20 protein-coding genes are annotated in these 19,946 nt (G+C 53.1%); 1 reads left to right on the top strand and 19 read right to left on the bottom strand.

Annotated features, from left to right (window positions below):
- Window positions 1–36: 36 nt before the first annotated feature.
- From HP435_RS12970 to HP435_RS12890, 17 genes are all read right to left on the bottom strand, one after another.
- Window positions 37–516 carry a cell wall elongation regulator TseB-like domain-containing protein gene (locus tag HP435_RS12970; RefSeq protein WP_122963544.1) on the bottom strand — a complete coding sequence of 160 codons (480 nt, stop codon included), beginning with the start codon at window positions 514–516 and terminating at the stop codon, window positions 37–39.
- 30 nt (window positions 517–546) lie between these two features.
- Entirely contained in the window at window positions 547–1,242 is a 696-nt protein-coding gene (locus HP435_RS12965; protein WP_122963545.1) for a hypothetical protein, read from the bottom strand.
- Between the two features lie 377 nt (window positions 1,243–1,619).
- Entirely contained in the window at window positions 1,620–2,924 is a 1,305-nt protein-coding gene (locus HP435_RS12960; protein WP_063226990.1) for an amidohydrolase, read from the bottom strand.
- A gap of 15 nt (window positions 2,925–2,939) precedes the next feature.
- On the bottom strand, window positions 2,940–3,563 hold the full coding sequence (locus tag HP435_RS12955; RefSeq protein WP_122963546.1) for a redox-sensing transcriptional repressor Rex: 624 nt from the start codon (window positions 3,561–3,563) through the stop codon (window positions 2,940–2,942).
- A gap of 15 nt (window positions 3,564–3,578) precedes the next feature.
- On the bottom strand, window positions 3,579–4,475 hold the full coding sequence (locus HP435_RS12950; protein WP_122963547.1) for a ComEC/Rec2 family competence protein: 897 nt from the start codon (window positions 4,473–4,475) through the stop codon (window positions 3,579–3,581).
- A gap of 41 nt (window positions 4,476–4,516) precedes the next feature.
- A complete protein-coding gene (gene dinG, locus HP435_RS12945) occupies window positions 4,517–7,423 on the bottom strand; it encodes an ATP-dependent DNA helicase DinG (protein WP_173598802.1) in 2,907 nt (968 codons plus the stop codon).
- 90 nt (window positions 7,424–7,513) lie between these two features.
- Window positions 7,514–9,037: a tetratricopeptide repeat protein gene (locus HP435_RS12940; RefSeq protein ID WP_173598801.1), complete on the bottom strand. Its 1,524-nt coding sequence runs from the start codon at window positions 9,035–9,037 to the stop codon at window positions 7,514–7,516.
- A gap of 84 nt (window positions 9,038–9,121) precedes the next feature.
- Window positions 9,122–9,505, bottom strand: a complete 384-nt coding sequence (gene panD, locus HP435_RS12935; RefSeq protein WP_063226985.1) for an aspartate 1-decarboxylase — start codon at window positions 9,503–9,505, stop codon at window positions 9,122–9,124.
- Between the two features lie 53 nt (window positions 9,506–9,558).
- Window positions 9,559–10,422: a pantoate--beta-alanine ligase gene (gene panC, locus HP435_RS12930; protein ID WP_122963553.1), complete on the bottom strand. Its 864-nt coding sequence runs from the start codon at window positions 10,420–10,422 to the stop codon at window positions 9,559–9,561.
- Window positions 10,419–11,273 (bottom strand): 3-methyl-2-oxobutanoate hydroxymethyltransferase, encoded by an 855-nt coding sequence (gene panB, locus HP435_RS12925; RefSeq protein WP_122963554.1) that lies wholly within the window; start codon window positions 11,271–11,273, stop codon window positions 10,419–10,421. The genes panC and panB overlap by 4 nt, the downstream gene beginning before the upstream one ends.
- A 262-nt stretch (window positions 11,274–11,535) precedes the next feature.
- On the bottom strand, window positions 11,536–12,519 hold the full coding sequence (locus HP435_RS12920; protein WP_122963555.1) for a biotin--[acetyl-CoA-carboxylase] ligase: 984 nt from the start codon (window positions 12,517–12,519) through the stop codon (window positions 11,536–11,538).
- Window positions 12,509–13,732, bottom strand: a complete 1,224-nt coding sequence (locus HP435_RS12915) for a CCA tRNA nucleotidyltransferase (RefSeq protein ID WP_173598800.1) — start codon at window positions 13,730–13,732, stop codon at window positions 12,509–12,511. Before HP435_RS12915 ends, HP435_RS12920 begins: the two co-directional genes overlap by 11 nt.
- Window positions 13,733–13,887: 155 nt before the next feature.
- Window positions 13,888–15,003 (bottom strand): N-acetyl-alpha-D-glucosaminyl L-malate synthase BshA, encoded by a 1,116-nt coding sequence (gene bshA / locus HP435_RS12910; protein WP_122963557.1) that lies wholly within the window; start codon window positions 15,001–15,003, stop codon window positions 13,888–13,890.
- A gap of 20 nt (window positions 15,004–15,023) precedes the next feature.
- On the bottom strand, window positions 15,024–15,719 hold the full coding sequence (bshB1, locus tag HP435_RS12905; RefSeq protein WP_122963558.1) for a bacillithiol biosynthesis deacetylase BshB1: 696 nt from the start codon (window positions 15,717–15,719) through the stop codon (window positions 15,024–15,026).
- The gene (locus HP435_RS12900) at window positions 15,716–16,126 is read right to left on the bottom strand and encodes a methylglyoxal synthase (protein ID WP_063226978.1); all 411 of its coding nucleotides are present in this window, start codon (window positions 16,124–16,126) and stop codon (window positions 15,716–15,718) included. The genes bshB1 and HP435_RS12900 overlap by 4 nt, the downstream gene beginning before the upstream one ends.
- A 50-nt stretch (window positions 16,127–16,176) precedes the next feature.
- Window positions 16,177–16,929 carry a 4-hydroxy-tetrahydrodipicolinate reductase gene (dapB, locus tag HP435_RS12895; RefSeq protein ID WP_122963559.1) on the bottom strand — a complete coding sequence of 251 codons (753 nt, stop codon included), beginning with the start codon at window positions 16,927–16,929 and terminating at the stop codon, window positions 16,177–16,179.
- Complete coding sequence (locus HP435_RS12890; RefSeq protein ID WP_122963560.1) at window positions 16,922–17,269, bottom strand: nucleotide pyrophosphohydrolase; 348 nt, start codon at window positions 17,267–17,269, stop codon at window positions 16,922–16,924. The genes dapB and HP435_RS12890 overlap by 8 nt, the downstream gene beginning before the upstream one ends.
- Window positions 17,270–17,500: 231 nt before the next feature.
- Between HP435_RS12890 and HP435_RS12885 the strand changes: the two genes are divergently transcribed.
- Window positions 17,501–18,358 (top strand): YitT family protein, encoded by an 858-nt coding sequence (locus HP435_RS12885; RefSeq protein ID WP_063226975.1) that lies wholly within the window; start codon window positions 17,501–17,503, stop codon window positions 18,356–18,358.
- A 69-nt stretch (window positions 18,359–18,427) separates the two neighbouring features.
- Here the strand turns inward: HP435_RS12885 and HP435_RS12880 are convergent, their stop codons facing one another.
- Together HP435_RS12880 and HP435_RS12875 are read right to left on the bottom strand one after the other, a co-directional pair.
- Window positions 18,428–19,243 (bottom strand): sporulation protein YpjB, encoded by an 816-nt coding sequence (locus HP435_RS12880; RefSeq protein WP_122963561.1) that lies wholly within the window; start codon window positions 19,241–19,243, stop codon window positions 18,428–18,430.
- 49 nt (window positions 19,244–19,292) lie between these two features.
- Window positions 19,293–19,892 (bottom strand): DUF1405 domain-containing protein, encoded by a 600-nt coding sequence (locus HP435_RS12875; protein ID WP_063226973.1) that lies wholly within the window; start codon window positions 19,890–19,892, stop codon window positions 19,293–19,295.
- Window positions 19,893–19,946: the final 54 nt, after the last annotated feature.

Genomic DNA, 19,946 nt, shown 5'->3' with positions numbered 1-19,946 from the left:
CGCGAGCGTATATACCATCTGGGTCAAAACAAGCAATCAGGTAGGCGACAATACATAAGAAGCGAGCAGGGCGCCACTGAACAAGTCATAGTGCAAGTAATGATAGCGACCGTTTGCATCCTTCACGGTCACTTCCCAAAACTTCTTGTCCTTTTCAAGTCCGGGCACGATATGGGTAATCTCGGACTTCGGAAAAGCCTTGTTTACCGCATCCTCCACATTTTTGCGCGGAACGGCAAGATCCATGCGATCAAACGATACTTTGTCTGCGGTCATCCAGGCTACTACAGGCGTACCGGCTTTGTTCTTCCCGATCACCACGGCATAGCTTTCCGTACCGCGATATTCGTCGATGGATTCGATTTCGGCAATCGTCGTCCTCGTCTGCACCCACTCACGTACGGTCGCATCGAATTGCGTGCGCTCTCCTGCTACGGAAGCAGTCAAATGATAGGCGAATCCCGCGATTGTCAACAACAGCGCGGCGATTACTCCCACGATAATTCTCACTAACACGTTTTTGGTAACTCCTTTATGCGGTTGACATTACAATCGGAAACGAAGCTGGTCCTGTTTGATCCCCGCCACGGTTCTGATTTGCATTTCCAGCTCCAGTTGGCGAAGCGCGCCTGTGTCAGGCTCATACCAGAGCTGATATTCGATGTTGATCCCTTTGGCAAGCTCAGGGGTAATATCAGCGATCGGAAAGGACGGCCCGAGCCACATCGCCAACAAGGATGTCACTTTTTCCGGCGGCACCGTGAGACGATAACCGCTCCAGTCGCTTCCCGAAGTATCGGCGATCGTCTGCGGCTCGACCGATGACAGCACGCTTTGCAACAGGACAGCGTGTTCATACGGCGTAAACAGGGCGTAAGGGAGTGCTGCATGATCCTGAACTTGTCCGTCTATTGTTACGGTAACCGGCTGCTCCTGGTTACGGCTGATGGCCAGCTTGTGCCCGCCGATTTCTCCGTCCAGGCTGAATGTCTCATGCCGATAGCGGCCATTCAGCGCTTGGTCCTGCATGTAAACGAGAAACGAGCGCTCCTCTGACCGAGTCAGCTGTTCCAAAAGTTGCGGCACGGCATACGCCTCTCGTTTGCCAATCAAGCCCTGTTCATTCCCGGCATCGGCAGCTGAACGGTTCCACAAACCAAAAGAGCCGAGCGCCATCCCGAGGCCAAACAGGCCGAGAAAGATCGGGATCAGCCACCATAGCTGTTTGGGCCGGACGTACATCTGGCGTTCCCCCTGTCCCATTTTTGTCATAGCCTATGCTATACGGGAAGGTTTTAGAACGGCACGGAAAACTTGCTAATCATAGCTCGGGGCCAAGCGGTCATACTACTTATACACCCGCAAGGAGGTGAGCGCGTGAAGTCGCCGCAACAAAACGCATCTCCTGACATACTTGGGTTTTTGCTACAAGAATACCGCGTCTCCTGGGCTGGACTGTCTTCTCCCTTGCGTCAACTGTCGCACACACCCACACTGCATTTTCGCCATCATCCCCTGACAGAGCTGTGGCGAAAATGAGCACGGCACGATGTAATACCCAAATTCCCCTACCTACACCTACACTCCCTTACTCCTGTCCCACACCAGACAGGAGCCTTTTACCGTTTCAGCGCAGCGAATACGCGATTGGCTTCGTAGATGGCACGCTCTTCGTCGATGGTGAGCAGCTTGTGGTTGCGCATCAGGAACTTGCCCGCAACGATTGTGTCTTTGACATCACGGCCGTTTGCCGCATACACGACATGGGAAATCGGCTCATGCGCAGGATGGAAATGCGCCTGGTGGCTGTCGAGAACGATCAGGTCAGCCTTTTTGCCTACTTCAATGCTGCCGAGCGTATCAGCCTGGAACACACCGTCTGCCCCGTAGCGAGTAGCCATGCGCAGCGCCTCTTCAGCCGGAACGGCTACCGGGTCGTTGTTCACGCCTTTGTGCAAAATCGCTGCGAGTTTCAGTTCTTCAAACAGGTTGAGGTTGTTGTTGCTCGCCGAGCTGTCTGTTCCGAGCGAAACGCTCACGCCTTTTGCCAGCATTTTCGGTACAGGTGCTACCCCGCTTGCCAGCTTCAGGTTGCTGACGACGTTATGGGAAACTTTCACTTGATATTTTGCCAAAATGTCAATCTCTTCATCCGTCAAATGCACGGCGTGGGCAACCAGTGTAGGGCGGTTGAACATGCCCAGCTTTTCCAGGTGAGCGACTGGACGCAAACCGTAATCTTTCTCGTTTTGCCCCACTTCCCATGCCGTTTCAGACATGTGGATATGCAGCGGCAAAGACAGCTCGTCCGCTTTTTCAATAATTTGGCTGATAAACTCAGGCGAGCACGTATACGGTGCATGCGGTGCCATCATTACGGTGATACGGCCATCCGCCTGGTTGTGCCATTCTTTGGCAAAAGCGGTCGCATCGCGCAGCTTGGTCTGTCTTTCTTCCTCGGAGCACAGACCGATCATGCCGCGGCACAGGCGGGCACGCATGCCGGATGCATCGACTGCCTTGGCTACTTCGTCCATATGATCGTACATATCGACGAATGTCGTGGTTCCGGTACGGATCATTTCAATCAGGGACAGTTGGGTTCCCCATTTGACAGAATCAGCGGTAAATTGCGCTTCCAGCGGCCACATTTTCTCTTCCAGCCATTGTTGCAACGGCAAATCGTCCGCATAGCCACGCAAAAGCGACATGCCCGCGTGTCCGTGTGTATTGATCAAACCAGGCAGGATGAAGTCGCCTTTTTGGTCGATGACTTCATCGTAGCCTGCATCGGAAAGGTCTTCAGGGGTAGGGCCTACATATGTGATTTTGTCGCCTTCGAACGCGACAGCTCCATCGTGGATAACCTCGTTTTGTTCATTTACCGTAATCACTGTTGCGTGGATGAGGATGGTCTTTTTCATGACTACACTCCATTCTTACGTTAAGTAGTAGGCCAGGCTCTGCAAATTGGAAGTCACATCCGCATAGTGGATGCGCACATCCTTTTTCGCGCGAATTGTCGTAGGAGCAAAATTGAGGATTCCCTTGATACCCGCTTGAGTCAACTGATCACATACGGATTGCGCAGCCGGTGCGGGCACGGTGATAATCGCCAGCTTGATTTGTCTTTGCGCAATCGTGTCCGCCAGCTCATTCAATGGCTGAATCGGGATGCCCGCCACTTCTTTTCCCAGCTTGCCGGGATCATTGTCAAAAATGGCCGCAATCCGCATGTTATCTTTCAAATAAGCGTTGTAGTTGCTGATCGCATGGCCCAAATGGCCTGCTCCAACGAGCGCGACGCGTATCTCATCCGTCAGCTTCAAAATCTGGCGAATTTTTTCCACCAAGTAATTGACGTCATAGCCAATTCCTTTTTTCCCGAAATCGCCGAATGTTGCCAGGTCTTTTCGGATTTGGGCCGGATTCACATCCAAGTTTTTGCCCATTTGCTGGGAGGAAACAGTAGTTACCTCGTTTTGCTGCAAATAGCTGAGGTAACGCAGATAAATCGGCAGGCGGCGGACGACCGCTTCCGAAATCTTTTCGTGTTTAGCCACGCTCGGTCTTCCCCCCTATTTCTTTTGCTTGAATACCCTGTAATCTTTCCCGTTGGACAAGATCGTGATCGATCCGTCCCGGCCCGTCATATACGTCTCCGCCCACGACTCGCCCAACCGCTCCAGCACCTCGGTCTTGCCCTCTTTTTGCATGTCGCGCTCTGTATTGCTCTGGATGATGGCGACCTGAGGATCAACCCGGGAGAGAAAAGGCTGCGAAGTTCCTTGATTGCTGCCCTGGTCTCCCACTTTCAGCACAGCCGACTTCAACTGCTCGGGATGGCGGGCGAGCAAGCGCTCCTCGGCCTGTTCGTTGATGCCGCTCACAAACAAAAACCGCAACTGATCATGCGTCAGCGCAAAAACGAGCGAATTGTTTTGCGGCGACAAAAACAGCGGCTCGCTGGGCAGCAGTACATCCATCGTGATGTCGGTGTCGAGAATCAGCTCCTGGTTCTCCTCGAGTTCTCTTTGCTTCGCGATCTTGTCGTACGGAACGAACTGGCGAATCGAAGGCGCAATCAGCTTGGGCACAATGACGGAATCAATGATGATTTGCTGGTGTAAAAAAGGGAATCCTCCTGCATGTTCAGGCTGATCGTTCGTCAAGACCAGATAGTCCAGGCGCGTCAACTTCGCAGCGGAAAGATGCGCAGCCAAAGCTGGCCAATCTTCCGCGCTGCCCGTATCAATCAGCATGGTTTTCCCGCTCGGCATCCGCACCAGCGTGCTTTCTCCATGAGGAAGCGCCCAGTAAGTGATGACAAGACCCGTAAACTCCGCTTCGTTCTCGGTTGCAAACGGGTCGTCCACCTTAACGGCTTCCTGCAAATGGGTATCGATGGAGCATGAACATAGCAATGCCACACATGCGACGAGAAGCAGCCAGGCCCACTTTTTTTTCCATAACATTTATTTTATCACCTAAATCCCTGCTAGACTATTGCTTCATTTTATGAATCTGGCAGGGATTGCATACGTAAGAACGGTTCAATTCGTTCGCGCAGCGTCGGCCAGGAGCCTGTCTCCACCTGAAACGGCGGGAGCGATTGCAAAAAGGAACGGCCGTAGCGGGATTCGACCACACGCGTATCGAACACGACCACAACGCCCCGGTCCAAATGGTGACGAATCAACCGTCCGACTCCTTGCTTGAACAAAATGACGGCTTGCGGCAGCGCCAGCGACATGAATGCGTTTTTTCCGTCTGCTTTCAAAGCTTCCGCGCGTCCCTGGTAAACCGGGTGGTTGGGCGGCGTGAACGGCAGCTTGATGATAACCAGACTGCTCAGCCACTCTCCTTGGATGTCCACGCCCTCCCAGAAGCTGCTCGTGCCAAGCAAAACGCTTCGTTCCATCGAACGAAACAGACTGACCAGCTTGCTGCGGTTGTTGCTGTCGATGCCGTGTCCAAACAGCGTGTACGGCTCCGGTTCCCCGGCCAGACGCTCTTTCATGGCTTGATACACCAGCCGCAACATCGAATGCGAGGTGAACAAAATCAGCGTCCTGCCTTTTGACGCCACAACCACGTCTACACAGCCTTGGATGATCGCTTCGAGATACGTCTGGTCGTTTTCTTTTCCCGGCGCCGGAAAATCGGAAGGAATCAATAGCAGCCCCTGCTCTTCGTAATGGAACGGCGATGGCAGCGACAGCGTGCGTACCCGCTCGGCAGGCAGCTTGTCGAGGCCAAAGCGGCTCATGACGTAAGAAAAGCTGTTTCTGACCGTCAGCGTAGCGGAAGTCATGATCAGGCTGCGCTTCTGGGAAAAAAGCGGCTCGGCAAGCGAATCCGCGACATCGAGCAACGCCGCAGACAAGTGCACCTGCTTGCGGGCCGTGCGCGACTCGACCTCCATCCAGTAGACGTAGTTCGGATCTTGCTCTTGCAAAAAGAAATGCAACAGCTCCATCACATTTTGCCATTCCTTCACCAGCCCGAACAAATCCGTCTGCAAGCTGCGGATGAGGAAGGGCGGCTTCTCCTCTTGGGGAACGGGAACCAGCTTCAGCATCTGTTCCAGTCTGGAGGCGAAGTCTGTCATGGCGTCGATCAGCTTTTTCGTCACCTTGCGAATTTTTTCTTGTTTTCCCGTGAAAGAAGCTACCCGATACCGCACCGTCTCCCTGCCTGCGTCTGTCGTCTCCTCGGCGCGCTCGGAAGCCCATGCGTACAGAAACTGCGTCCATTGCTGAGCCTTGTCGCGCAAAGACGCAGACAGCTTCTTGCACTCCAGAAGAACCGTGTTCAGCTCTTCCTGGACAGACGGCTGCCAGCTTTGCATTTCCTCGGCAAAGCGTGCAATCGCTCCCCCCTCCTCGACAGAAGCGCGATCCAGCAAAAACATCACCTGTGTCGTTGTCAGCTGCTTGCCCAAGTGCTGTGTCGCGGCATCTTCCAGATGGTGTGCCTCGTCGAGAATCGCGACCTCGTACGGCGGGAGAATCCGGTTCTCTGCCTGCAAGTCGCTGATGAAGAGAGCGTGGTTGACGATGAGCACATCTGCTTCTTTTGCCCGGTCTTTCGCCTGAAAATAATAGCAGCGGCTAAACCACGGACAGGCCCGGTTCAAGCAAGAGCTTGTATCGCTTTTCACCTGCTGCCAGAAAAGCTGGCCGCTCGGAGGCAGGCTCAGCTCCTCCACATCACCCGTTTCGGTCTGCGTTAGCCACGTGAGAAGCTGGCCTTTTGCCAGCCGCATCTCCTGGTTGCTGCCCTCTACCGGCTCCTCCAATGCCATCTCGAATTTGCGCAGGCACAAATAGTTGCCCCGGCCTTTCAACGTCGACGCGGTAAAAGCAAAAGGAAGTGTCTGCTGCAACGTGGCGATCTCTTTATGGAACAGCTGCTCTTGCAGTTGAATCGTGTTCGTGCTCACTACAAGCTGCTGTTGATTTTGATACGCCCAAATGATCCCGGGCAGCAAGTACGCCAGAGACTTCCCTGTGCCTGTCCCTGCCTCCACCAAAAGGTGCGTGCCCTCCTGCATGGCGTCGAAGACAGCGTGCATCATCGCTTCCTGTGCTTCCCGGCGCTGGTAGCCGCTCATGCTGGCATGCATCTGGCCTTTTTCGTTCAGCATTTCTTCCAGTTGCTCGCTGAACGCTTTTCCGTAGCTCCGTTCTGTCTGCGGGCGCTGGAAACTCGCCTTCAGCTTTTCCTCGCGCTTTTTCAAAGCCAGTTGGCGGTATATATCCCACAGCGGTGAAGCTTGCCGTGCTGGCTCGTCGCCCAGCTGTGGCAGCTCCGCCAGCTTTTCCATTTCCATTTGCCGCAAAAGTGTCGCGATGTCCGAACGAAACGACGATACGAGCATTTGCAGTCGTTGAATCGTCACGAGCGGCAACTGCTGCAAAATATCGAGCAAGTGCAAGAAGAGCTGGGCGGTTGCCAGCGCGTCACTGTCGGCCTGGTGAGGATTGTCATGCTCGATCGCAAGCTCCGACGCCAGTTCCCCAAGCCTGTAGCTGTTTTGCATCGGCAAAAGCAAGCGGGACAACTCGACTGTGTCGAGCACATATCCGTCAAACGCATAATAGCCCTGGCTCAGCAGGGCTTCTTGTAAAAATTGGAGATCAAAGCTTGCATTATGGGCAACAAAAGCTCGTCCATCCAATAAGCGCAAAAATGTCGGGAACACCTCTTCCAAAGTAGGCGCGTCAGCCACCATTTCATTGGTGATCCCTGTCAGTTGCGTAATAAAAGGGGGGATGTCCTGTCCGGGATGAATCAGGGTCGAGAAGCATTCTGTGATCTGCCCGTCGTCGATCGCCACAGCGCCGATCTGAATAATGCTGTCTCCCTGCCGCGGATGGCTCCCCGTCGTTTCAAAGTCTACTACCAGTAATCGATTCAAGCGTTGTCACCTCGTAACCTGGGCGGAACCTGTCATCCGCACTCATTCACATTCGGCAACAGTGGGAAATATTCCTGCTTCCGACTGCAATTACGGCTGCACAAGCTCGTTTTGCACAGCTTCTGCGCCGAGCTTGCTCGCGCACAGCTGCAAGTAAAGCGGGATTTCCCGAAACTGGTCTGCGTGAGGCAACGTTCGCTGGAAATACTGCTCAGCCAGCCGCCAGTTTTCCTCCACCATCGCCAGTCTCCCCAAGTGGAAGTACCCAAGAGAACGGATATACGGGTCCGCATCATCCAGAAACAGCTTGGCCAACCGCTTCGCTTCCAGCGTTTCTCCAATTTTTTCAAAAGCGGAGATCATTCCGGACTGCCCCAGGCGGTTTTTGCTGTTTTTTGCCAAAATGCCGCGAAACGCTGCGATGGCCCCCGGGATATTGCCATCAAACAGCTGCATCCAGCCGTAGCTGAACACGAAGTCATCCTGCTCTGGCGCCAGACTGATCGCTTTTTTCACAAGCGTCAGCGCTCGTTTGCTCCCGGCGATCAGCCAGGTGTTCCATGCCAGCCCGTGCCACGTCCAGCCTTCCTTGGGCAACCGTTCCGTCAAAAAATGATAGCACACTTGTGCCCGGTGGTAATTGCCCACAGCTTCGTACAAATGAGCCATTTCCTGCAACGTCTCGTTATCGAGCTCGCGGTTGGGCAAAGTCAGGCTTGATGGGGCAACAAGCTCTGCCGTCTCGTCCATCTGCATCAGCAGTTTGGCGGCGCGAAGCCATAACAGCTGTGCCTCCCAATCTTGCTCGTGCTTTTGCAAATAACATTCGATCTCATCGAGCGCTTCCTGGGCATCGCCGTCCATCAAGTAGCAGAGAGCGAGGTTGTACTTGGCTTCCTCCTGCTCAGGCTTTACTTCCAGCGAGGTTTTAAAAGCTTGCGCGGCCTCCAGCCACTGCTTCTCCTCCGCTAATATGCAGCCGATGGCATTGCTGCTGATCGCCACGATCGCAGGCGAGCTTGCCGATTTTCCCAACAGCCGAAACTCGCGAAAAGCCATTTCCTTGTCGTCGCAAAACAACAGGCTGTAAGCGTAATACAGCCGACCGCTTTCCCAGTCCGGCGCTTCTTTCACCAGCTCGGCAAAACACTTTTTCGCGTCCTGAAACATGCGCAGATGGTAAAATCCTTCTCCGCGGCGAAATACAGGCTCGTAAGCGTGCATCGCTTGCGGCAGTTTGTCGGCTTTGGCTTCGAATTTCGGCTCGGATTTTGACTCGCTTTTAGTCTCGTTCTTGGCCTCGCTTGCCGTCCCTTTTTGGCCATCCTGTTTATGGTCCGTCGCTAACGGTTCTTTTTTTAAGGAAACGGGCTTGGCCTTTTCCTCTTGTGTCTCTGTCGGCAGCTGCCCTTCTATTTGCTTGATGTGCCGGATCGCGTTGGACAGCTTCTCTTCAAATTGCAGCCACAAATCGACGACCGTATCGCTGACCTGCCGCAAGTAAAACAGTTGATCCGCTAACTGAAGCCTTTCCTGCTCGGATGCTTCCTGCCACCGTTCCTCTATCGTCTGCGCTTTTGTGCGCAACGTCTGAAACCAGTCCTCGATCTTCACGAAAAAGCCACCCCCCTGTGAGGCATGAGTAGTTTCATTGTCTCACAAGGCAGGTGGCTCTATGCGCAAAGGCAAAGGCTTTGTCTACAGGATCGTCGCGTGTATTTCCTCGCCCAACATTTCCTTGATTCGGTTCTTCTCGTCCATGATCGCCACTTTTGGCTTGTACGTGCGAGCTTGTTCATCGGTCATCATGGCGTAGGCGATAATGATCACGATATCGCCTTCCTGAACGAGACGGGCTGCTGCGCCATTCAGGCAAATCACGCCACTGCCTGGCGCTCCTTCAATTACATACGTTTCCAGACGCGCCCCGTTGTTGTTGTTCACGATTTGCACTTTTTCATTGGGCAAAATATCGAGCGCATCCAAAATATTTTTGTCGATCGTAATGCTCCCCACGTAGTTGAGGTTCGCTTCTGTCACTGTTGCGCGATGGATTTTCGCTTTCATCATAGTGCGAAACACAGGCATTACCTCCCTTGTCATCCTCATGGAACTTTTTCGCTTACCACGTATGATTAACGGACAGACGCGATCAGGTTGTCAATCAAACGTGTCTTGCCAAAACGGACAGCAAGCGCCACGATAATGTCTTGTCCGGATGTCTCTTTTTCGATTGGCTCCAAATCAGGATAACCCAAAATTTGGATATAGTCGATATCTGCCAGCGGTTTCGCTGCAATCATTTGCTCGATACGCTCTTTGATCTCGGCAAGCGGCTTGCCCTCTGCGAGCCACTCTGCTGCCTGCTGCAAGCTTTGCGACAGGATGAGTGCCTGTGAGCGTTCTTCTGCGGACAAATACACATTGCGCGAGCTCATCGCCAGTCCATCGGCTTCCCGAACGATCGGGCATGGCACTACCTCTACCGGAACGGACAAGTCTTTGACCATTTGCGTGACCACGGCTACTTGCTGTGCATCTTTTTGACCGAAAAACGCATAGTCAGGCTGGACGATGGAGAACAGCTTCAAGACCACCGTCGACACTCCGTCAAAATGCCCCGGCCGGGAAGCGCCGCACAAAGGTGTCGTGACGTTCGCTACCGATACCGTCGTCAGGATCGGCTTGGGATACATTTCTTCGACAGTTGGTGTGAACAGCAGATCGACTCCCGCTTCAGACGCCATCCGGCTGTCACGCTCGATATCGCGCGGATACCGTTCAAAATCTTCATTCGGGCCAAATTGCAGCGGATTGACAAAAATGCTCATGACGACGAGGTCGCACTTTTCTCTCGCTGCCTTGACCAGACTGAGGTGTCCTTCGTGCAAAAAGCCCATCGTGGGCACAAAGCCGATTGTCTTGCCTTGCCGCCGTGCTGCTTGTATTTGAACGCGCACATCCTCGATTGTGGATAGCTGCTGCATCGTTTGAATCATGATTGGGTCACTCCTTCTCCGTACAGCTCCTTGATCGTCTCTTCCGATGCACGAAACACGTGATCAGGCCCCGGAAAGTGACGAAGCTCGACTTCTTTGACATACGTAGCGACTGCCTCGCGAATGGATGTGCCGATGTCAGCGTAGCGCTTGACGAATTTCGGCGTCAATTGGGAAGCGTAACCAACCAGGTCGTGGAACACGAGCACTTGTCCATCACAGTCTGCCCCAGCGCCGATGCCGATTACGGCAATCTCCAGCTTTTGGGCAATCATTTTGGCTACCTCTTGCGGCACGCATTCCAGCACAATCGCAAAAGCGCCAGCCTGCTGCAAAGCCAATGCGTCATCCAGCAATTTTTTTGCCGCTTCCAGATCGCGTCCCTGCACTTTATAACCGCCAAGCTGATGAACCGACTGCGGAGTCAAGCCGATATGTCCCACTACCGGAATGCCTGCCTGAACCAATCGGGTGATCAGAGGCGCAAGCTCGCTTCCGCCCTCCAGCTTGACTGCTCTGGCGAGTCCCTCCTGCATTAGTCTTCCCGCATTTTTCACCGCTTCTTCGATCGTGCCGTGATAGCTGAGAAACGGCATGTCCGAAACGACAAAAGCGCGTTTGGCCGCTCTTGTCACCGCCTTCGTATGGTGGACCATATCGTCCATCGTCACAGGCAGCGTGGAGTCGTAGCCAAGCACGACCATGCCGAGCGAGTCGCCAACGAGAATCATGTCCGCGCCAGCGTCCTCTACCAGCTTTGCCGATGGAAAATCGTAAGCTGTCACCATCGTGATGGGAATGCCCGCTTCTTTCTTTTTGCGGATGTCCGAAGTCGTGACTTGTTTTGTCATTTGCGTCTTCTCCTCTTTCGCGCCAAGCTTCGTGGATAGAGAGGAATAAAAAAACCTTCTCGCTCATAAAAGGGAGAAGGTTGTCCATGCCAAAGAGACATACTTGTCTTGAACGGATTCCTTCTGTCTCGGTCCACAAAGGCTCTGAGCAGATTTTTGTCCTTGCGTATTTGCCTTATCTATACACCATTTGCTGCAAAAATACTCCGGGAGTACCGTTCTTGAAAAGATACAGCCTCCCTTTTGGAGTATAGCAAATCATCTACACATTTGCACGATAATTGACGTCCGCCGAATACACTTTATGGATCTGGCCTGCCCGATCTTCCACCATGAGCACGCCTTCCTCATCAAGCCCTATCGCTTGTCCCTCCAGCTTTTGCGAGATCGTCTGGACGGTTACCCAGCGGCCAATCGAATAGGAGTTGGCTTCCCACTCTTGCTTCACACGCGCGAAGCCTGCGCGCAAGTAATGGTCGTACTCTTCCTCGAAGTTTTGGCAAAAGCGCTGGATGAACGAAACGCGCTTGATCGGAGTACCCGACTCGATTCGCAAAGAAGTCGCGATAGACAACAACTCTTCGGGAAAGTCAGCCTGTACACTGTTGGCGTTCAGCCCGATGCCGATCACCAAGTAATTGACGCGATCCGATTCCGCGTTCAGCTCGGTCAATACCCCACACACTTTTTTGTCCCCGATAAAAATGTCGTTCGGCCACTTGATCTTGACAGGAAGCCCTGTTTCCTCGCGAATCGTTCTCGCGACAGTCACCGCTGTCAGCAAGGTCATCTGCGGCGTTTTCGGCAGCGGGATCGCAGGGCGGACGATCAGGCTCATCCAGATGCCTGTCCCTTTCGGAGAGTGCCAGGGACGTCCCAGCCGCCCTTTCCCCCCCGTCTGTTGCTCCGCCAAAACGAGCGTGCCTTCCTGTGCGCCTTTTGCCGCAGCCTCGTGCGCGAGCGGCTGCGTGGAGACGACCTCATCATGGGCGATGACATGCTGTCCGATCCGCGCGGTAGACAGCCCCGCCATGATTTCTGCCGCAGACAGCCGATCAGGCGCTGCAAGCAAGCGATAGCCTGACTTGCGGACAGCTTCTACCTCGTACCCATCCCGCCGCAACTCCTCGATGTGCTTCCAGACCGCGGTTCGCGAACAGCCGCACGTCTGGCTCAGCTCTTCGCCGGAAATAAAGCGTCCCGGCTGATCGCGAAAGGCTTGAAGAATGACTTGTTTAATGTTCATCTTGCGCAACCTCTTTCTTTGCAGCTTCAATCAAATCATGGGGGGTGTTCGGCAATCCGTGCAGGGCCGCTTGCCGCAGCAGCGTCCGCAACACGTGGACAATCCATTCCCCCGGTTTCTTTTGCAGGGCGAGTTGCAGATCAAGCCCGGTTATCGCAAGTTCCTTCATGGTTTTGACCGGCATCGCGTGATATTGTTCGGACAGGCTCGCCAGCATGGCTTGCGGCTGTTGATTCCACCAGCATGCCAGCAAAAGCTGGGCGAGCTGCTCGCATTTTTCCCAGCCTGCTTCGAGCAACAACTGCCCCCACTCAAGCGGTTTTGGCTGATCCCACTCCGGTTGCAAATGCCGCAATTGCTCCACAAAAAAACCGATTGCTTCCGTCTCCCGCTTGGACATTCGCAAAAGCTGGCAGGCAGCGATCGCTTCCTCGGAGGTAAACTGCGCTGCGTAGAACAGAAGCGCCCATTTTTGCGGCAGACTGTTTACATGCGCACTCCGCCAAAATGCGGAAGCCGAATCGCGAAACAATCGCTGCAAGACAGGCGAATAGCCAAACAGTTCCGTTTCGTTGATCAGATCGCAACCGATTTGCGGGGCTTGGCTGCCGAGCATTTTATTCAGCTCTTCCCGGACACGCTCCACAGCGATATGCGCCAAAAGCGAAGCCGTCTCGCTCATGGCAGCAAGCGTCCTGGCCTCAATCGCAAAACCGAGCTGCGCCGCAAAGCGAACGGCTCGGAGCAATCGCAGCGCATCTTCCCGAAAGCGCTCCAGCGGTTGTCCCACGGCCCTGACCAGTCGCGCTGCCATATCTGCCTGACCGCCAAACGGGTCCTGAAGCTCTTTCATCCGATTCATCGCCATGGCATTCATCGTAAAATCCCTGCGCTCCAAATCCAGTCTGAGATCGGACACGAACTGGACGTCTGCCGGACGGCGATAGTCTTCATACTTGCCTTCCGTCCGATAAGTCGTCACTTCAAAAAATTGCCCCTCGATCCTGACAGACACTGTCCCATGCTTGAGTCCGGTCGGAACGTGATCGGGAAACAAGCGGATGACGTCGCCAGGATGGGCATTCGTACATATATCTATATCGTGCACGGGCCGAGACAGCAGCCAATCGCGGACGCATCCGCCGACATAGTAAGCTTCAAATCCGTGATTCTCCAACGTCTCAAGAACCCGGTTTGCCAGATGGAGCGTCATACCGCTCCCCCCTTTCTCGCATGGTTCACCCGATGTTATGAGGAGGCGACACTCATGAGATTTTTGTATGGGCTGTTCATTTTTGTATCCAAGTTGCATCAATTGGTGAAAAGCCGATTGTCCCGCCAATAGCTGTTGTTGCCCGTATCGAGTGCTTATCCGAGCAGCTTGGCGTAGAGCGCCTCGTACTCGGAGGCAATCGTTTCGTGACAAAACGTTTTGCAGGAGCGTTCGATGCTGTTCGCGGAAAACTGGCGATACATTTCTTCATTTTGCAACAGACGAATCGCCGCTTGCGCCATGCCTTCGACGTCTCCGATCGGACGCAAAAAGCCGTTGACGCCATCGACAACCACTTCGGGAATCCCGCCAGCCACGGAAGCCACGACAGGAACGCCACACGCCATTGCCTCCAGCGCAACCAAGCCGAAGCTTTCCTTTTCCGACGGCAAGAGCATCAAGTCTGCCATGGACAACACTTCCGCTACGTCCTCCTGTTTGCCCAAAAAGCATACGTCCTCTGTCAAATCTTGCTCGGCGATTTGCTTGCGGACGGCCCCCATCTCCGGTCCTTCCCCAATCAGGATCAGACGCGCAGGCATCTCTTGTCTGACTCGCGCAAAGATGTCAATGACATCCGGAACGCGCTTGACCGGACGGAAGTTGGATATGTGCATGAGGATTTTCTCCCCGTTTGGAGCGAACACTTTTTTCAGGTGCTCTACCTCTTTCGGGTAGTAGCGCCGCTTGTCGACGAAGTTGTACACCGGAACGATTTCTTTTTCGACGTGCAAAAGCTCTTTTGTCTGCTTGATCAAATCTTTGGATACAGCCGTCACGAGATCGCTGCGCTCAATGCCGAAGCGAATCATGTCGCTCAAGTTCGAGTCATACCCCAACACGGTAATATCGGTCCCGTGCAGAGTCGTGACGATTTTCAGATGATCCCCGACCATTTGTTTCGCTAAAAACGCACACAGCGCATGTGGCACGGCATAATGTACGTGCAATAAGTCCAGCTTTTCATTTTTGGCCACCTGCGCCATCCGGTTTGCCAGCGTCAAATCGTACGGCGGATATTTGAACACGTCATAATGGTTCACTTCTACTTCGTGGTAAAAAATATTCGGATGAAAGGCTCCCAGGCGAAAAGGCATCCCGCCGGTAATAAAATGCACCTGATGCCCGCGCTCCGCCAACAGCTTGCCAAGCTCTGTCGCGACAACCCCTGAGCCTCCCAAAGATGGGTAACAAGTAATCCCAATGTTCATTTCTTAGGTGTCACCCCTTTTCACAAGCTGTTCAATACATAAGGCGCAGCACTGACAAATCCTTCTGCATACGTCACGCCTGCTTGTTGCCCAAACAAGCGCTCGCGATACTCGACCGATTCCAGATACCCGTTGGTCAACGGAGTCTGCACACTGCCTTCTTCCAGCTCGAATTGACTGCGGTAGCAGCGGAGCACTTCCATTTTTTGCGGGTAGATCGCGGTAATGTCGACCACAAACTGGGGTGTGACTGTCGAATTAATAAAATAGTACAGAAATTGAGCAGGGCGATACGCTGGCAGCTCCGAATCAGGCAAATACTTGCGGATACCCGCATTGAAGATAGCTTCCCGCACGATGCGGCTTACGCTCTCATGATCGGGATGCCGATCGGAAAAATACGGAGCGAGCACTGTACGCGGACGCGTTTCGCGGATCAGCTTCACGACCCGCTCGATCGCTTGCTCCCTGACGCTCTCCAGCCCGCGGTCAGGCAAGCCAAAATTGTAGCGCGCCGCAACCCCTAGCAGCTTGTCAGCCGCAGCCGCTTCCTGTTGTCTGCGCTCCACCGTGCCATTCGACGACAGCTCGGCGTACGTCAGATCGAGAATCGCTGTACGCTTCCCGGATTGCGCCGCCAAAAGCAGGCTCCCCGCCGCGCCGATCTCCACGTCATCAGGATGCGCACCAATCGCCAAAATGTCGAGTGAACTCATGCCTCATTCTCCTCGTGCAGCACCTCGCGCCAGGACAACTCCCCGCGCTCCAGCGCCTTGAGCATGATTTCCGCAGACCCGAGGTTGGTGGCAAACGGAATTTTATGCACATCACACAGCCTGAGCAGCGCAATAATGTCTGGCTCATGCGGCTGCGAAGTAAGCGGATCACGCAAGAAAATAATCAGGTCCATCTCGTTTCGGGCAATTTTCGCCCCGATTTGCTGGTCGCCTCCCAGAGGTCCTGACAAAAATCTGGTGAGTTTCAGCGAAGTGGCATCCATGATTCTTGCGCCTGTCGTACCCGTGGCATACAGCTCATGCTCGGCCAGGATCGACTCGTAGGCCGTTGCCAATTGGACAATCTCTTCTTTCATTCGATCATGCGCTATCAATGCAATTTTCACGAGAAACTCTCCCTTATGTCTCGATAGAGATCGCTTTTTTAATCAAACGTTTAATCAATCAAATGTTCCAGCCCGTAAATCAAGCCGTACATGCTCATCACAGCTTTGATCGCCAAGTTGACGCCTGGCATAAACGACTCGCGATTGATGGAATCGTGGCGAATCGACAACGTTTGCCCGGTCGCACCGAACAGCACTTCCTGGTGAGCAACCATTCCCGGCAAGCGGACGCTGTGAATGCGGAAACCTTCGTACTCGGCTCCCCGCGCCCCCGGAATCGTCTCCACTTCTTCCGGGTGTCCCTGCTTCAGCTCCTGGCGCACAGCAGCGATCATTTCCGCCGTCTTTAGTGCTGTGCCGCTTGGCGCATCCAGCTTGCGGTCGTGGTGCAGCTCGATGATCTCCACATGCGGCATGTACTTCGCTGCCATCGCGGAAAATTTCATGCAAAGAATGGCCCCAATCGCAAAATTCGGAGCAATGATCGCCCCCAGACCCGCTTCTTTGTAGCGATCGGTCATTTCCTGCAACTGCTCGGGAGTCAACCCGGTCGTGCCGATCACAGGTCGAACGCCGTGTGCCAAACACAGCTCCATGTTTTTGTACACGCTATGCGGTGTCGTAAAATCGACAAGCACGTCAGGCTGCATTTCTTCCATTTGTTTGGCAATTTGTTCCGCGTCAAGGCGCGTATCCAGATTGCCGGTATAGATCATCTGGTCGTCCTGCGCCAGCATTTTGACAACTTCCTGTCCCATGCGTCCGTTGGCGCCCGCCACCGCTACGCGTATTTGTTTATTCATGCGGATCGTTCTCCTCAATTCTTGTCCAGCGATCTTTATCGCGTGTGTTGAATTTGTGCATAATACGATCAAACGCTTCCTGCAAATCAATGCCAAGCGAGTTGGCGAAGCAGATCACAATAAACAGGACGTCGCCCAGTTCTTCTTCGACCGTTTTCTCGCCTTCGTCTTTCTTTTTGGGCTTTTCGCCGTAAAAATGATTGATCTCCCGTGCCAGTTCCCCGACTTCTTCCGTCATGCGAGCCAGCATGGACAGCGGTGAAAAGTACCCTTCCTTGAATTGCGATATGTATTGGTCCACTTCCTGCTGGATTTCTTGCATTGTTTTTTGCCGTTCCATTCGCCCACTCCTTTGTTGTTTTCATCCTTCTCTCTTTCACCTATCGTACACAAAAAGGCTGCGTTTGCCAAATCTCAATACTTCCTCTTCCAACATATGGACAATCAAATAATCGGTCATTTATAATGGCTTTCGTATGACCCTCAGGCATCAAGGTTTTCGCTCGCACAACTGCACAACATGTCGGACAAAAAAGCATCCATTTCGGCTCCGGCAAAACAGGAGGACACTATGAACATCCGTTTAAAGAGCATCATCGCCATCATTATCGGTTCTGCCATCATGGGATTCGGCATTAACGCCTTTAACATCCCCAACCATCTTGCCGAGGGCGGTATCACGGGGATTAGCATTTTGATCAAGCTATTGTTCCCGGTCGTAGATCAAGGGATTGTCTTTTTCGTCTTGAACGTACCGCTGTTTTTGTTAGGTTGGAAAATTCTCGGCCGCACGTCTTTTTTCTACACGATTTTAGGAACGGTCGCCCTTTCCGTCTTTCTCTCCGTCTTTGACGGCGTCATGCCGCTCGTGATGAAAGATCGACTGCTCGCTTCCCTGTACGCTGGTGTAGCTGTCGGCGTCGGTTTGGGCATTATTTTCCGCTATGGCGGAACGACTGGCGGAGTAGACATCATCGCCCGCTTGCTGCAAAAATACATGGGTGTCAGCATGGGTAGAACGCTGTTTTTCGGCGACATCCTCGTCATCGGCGCATCGCTCATCTACTTGAACCTGGAGAGCGCGATGTATACGCTCGTCGTCGTGTTTATCGCAGCGCGCGTGATCGACTTTTTCCAGGATGGGGCTTACGCCGGAAAAGCGCTGACCATCATTTCCAATCACGCCGAGCAAATCTCGAAGCAAATTCTCGATCTCGGCCGTGGCGTAACGCTTCTGGCGGGTAAAGGAGCTTACTCTGGGGAAGAAAAGAAAGTCATTTACGTCGTCGTCAGCCGCAACGAAGTCATGCGCTTTAAAAACATCGTGCAAGAGATCGATCCGCACGCTTTCGTGATCGTCAATGACGTGCACGAGGTGCTGGGCGAAGGCTTTACGCTTGATGAGAATAAAAAGCCGCTGCATGATTAAAGCTTCAAACGCAACAAAACCTTGCCTGAGCATAAGGGCAAGGTTTTTTGTGTACGCTTCCTTCCGTTTTCAGGTGGAGCGAATTTCGCCATCGTACTTTTTCCACGCCACATAAGCCAAAGCGGCAACGAGCGCAATCGCAATCGAGAGCAGCATCGTCATGGGCGAATCAGGCCGCATCATCAGGCGGGCAAAAGTGCTCTTCTCCTCGCCGACAAATGCCGTCTGAATGGAACCGTTCAAATCGCGCAAAGCTTCCCTGATGAGCTGCCAGTCCATTTGCGCGTTTCTCATCTCTTTGGAAATGACATCGTAAGCCGAGGAAATCGAAGCCAATTGCTCCTCCGGCAGCTGGATGCTCATGCCCGGTTTGATCGCCAAAAACAGCCGATAATTCTCGTCGAACTGCTCGCGAAATTGGGTGAAATTACGCTCTACCGCAGATTGCTGCAAGTTTTGCACTTGGGTGACAAGAGAGGGATAATAGCTGCGCCACATCGGCTGATGTTCATGCGTCAAAGCATCAATCGCTACCCGAACTTGCGTGGCGTGCCACAACAGCTGCTGCTCGCTCACGTTGGCCGAAGAAAAGCTTTTTTTCGCCGCCAAAATCGACTGCGTTACCGCGTTCAGGCTCTCGATTTTGAGCGGAGACGTCAAATGCTGGTTCGGGAACTTCTCCGCCAGTTGCACAATCCGCTCTTGTGCGCCTTCAATATCCCCTTTTTTTGCGTAATTCAAAAAATCATTGGCAATCTGATCCAGAGCCACTAATTGCTGTGCTTCGATCGGTTGATTCAGCTTGGAGTACAAACTGTGTATCGGCCAGGACAAAAACAATCCGATCGCCAAAAAGAACAGTAAAAACCGGATGTTTTTCTTCAACGCAAAAAACCTCCTTCCCCTAGTACAGCCTATGGAAAGGAGGACAAGATTAGACCTTGTTTATCGTGTGCTTGCTGTTTGCAATCCAAATAACCGATATGGATACCAGGCTGAGAAGCACAGTAAACAGCCCGACGAAACCATCGTACGGGTCAAGCACACTCGGCAGCCATGGGTGGATATCCATCACGTAATCCAAAAAGTCGTTGTTTAAAGTCCACAGCGCAGCGATCCCCACTGGCAGGATGCTCAATTTGTAAAAGCGTGCATACAGCACCGATTCAGCCGCCATTCCAGCATGTGAAATAATTAACATCACATCTGTCCAGCGTACTTCATTCCCCATCATCCAACCCGCCAAGATAATGCAAACGGCCCATACACCATACTTGAAATTCGTGATGCCTGCCAGTGCTTCCAGTACCGGGATGTGGCGACCCAACAAATAGGTAAGGATGACCAAAGTAAAAAGGCCACTACCTGTTGGGCTGTCTGGGACAAAAGGAGTCAAGTACGCTGGCGTTTCTGCCAGCTGGTTTTTATACCAGATGAATCCGTATATAGTTCCCAGCAGGTTTACGATAAACAGCGTCCATAGAAACCATCTTTTCCCCAAAGAATGCTTGAACCACTCCCATATCCAGATCATGTTTATCGTCTCCCGCTGTGTACGCCGCTAAAGAAAAAGCTGACCGCATCGTCA

The organism is Brevibacillus sp. HD3.3A, assembly GCF_013284375.2.
GTDB classification, from domain to species: Bacteria; Bacillota; Bacilli; order Brevibacillales; family Brevibacillaceae; genus Brevibacillus; species Brevibacillus parabrevis.
This window is presented reverse-complemented; position numbering and strand designations above follow the sequence as displayed.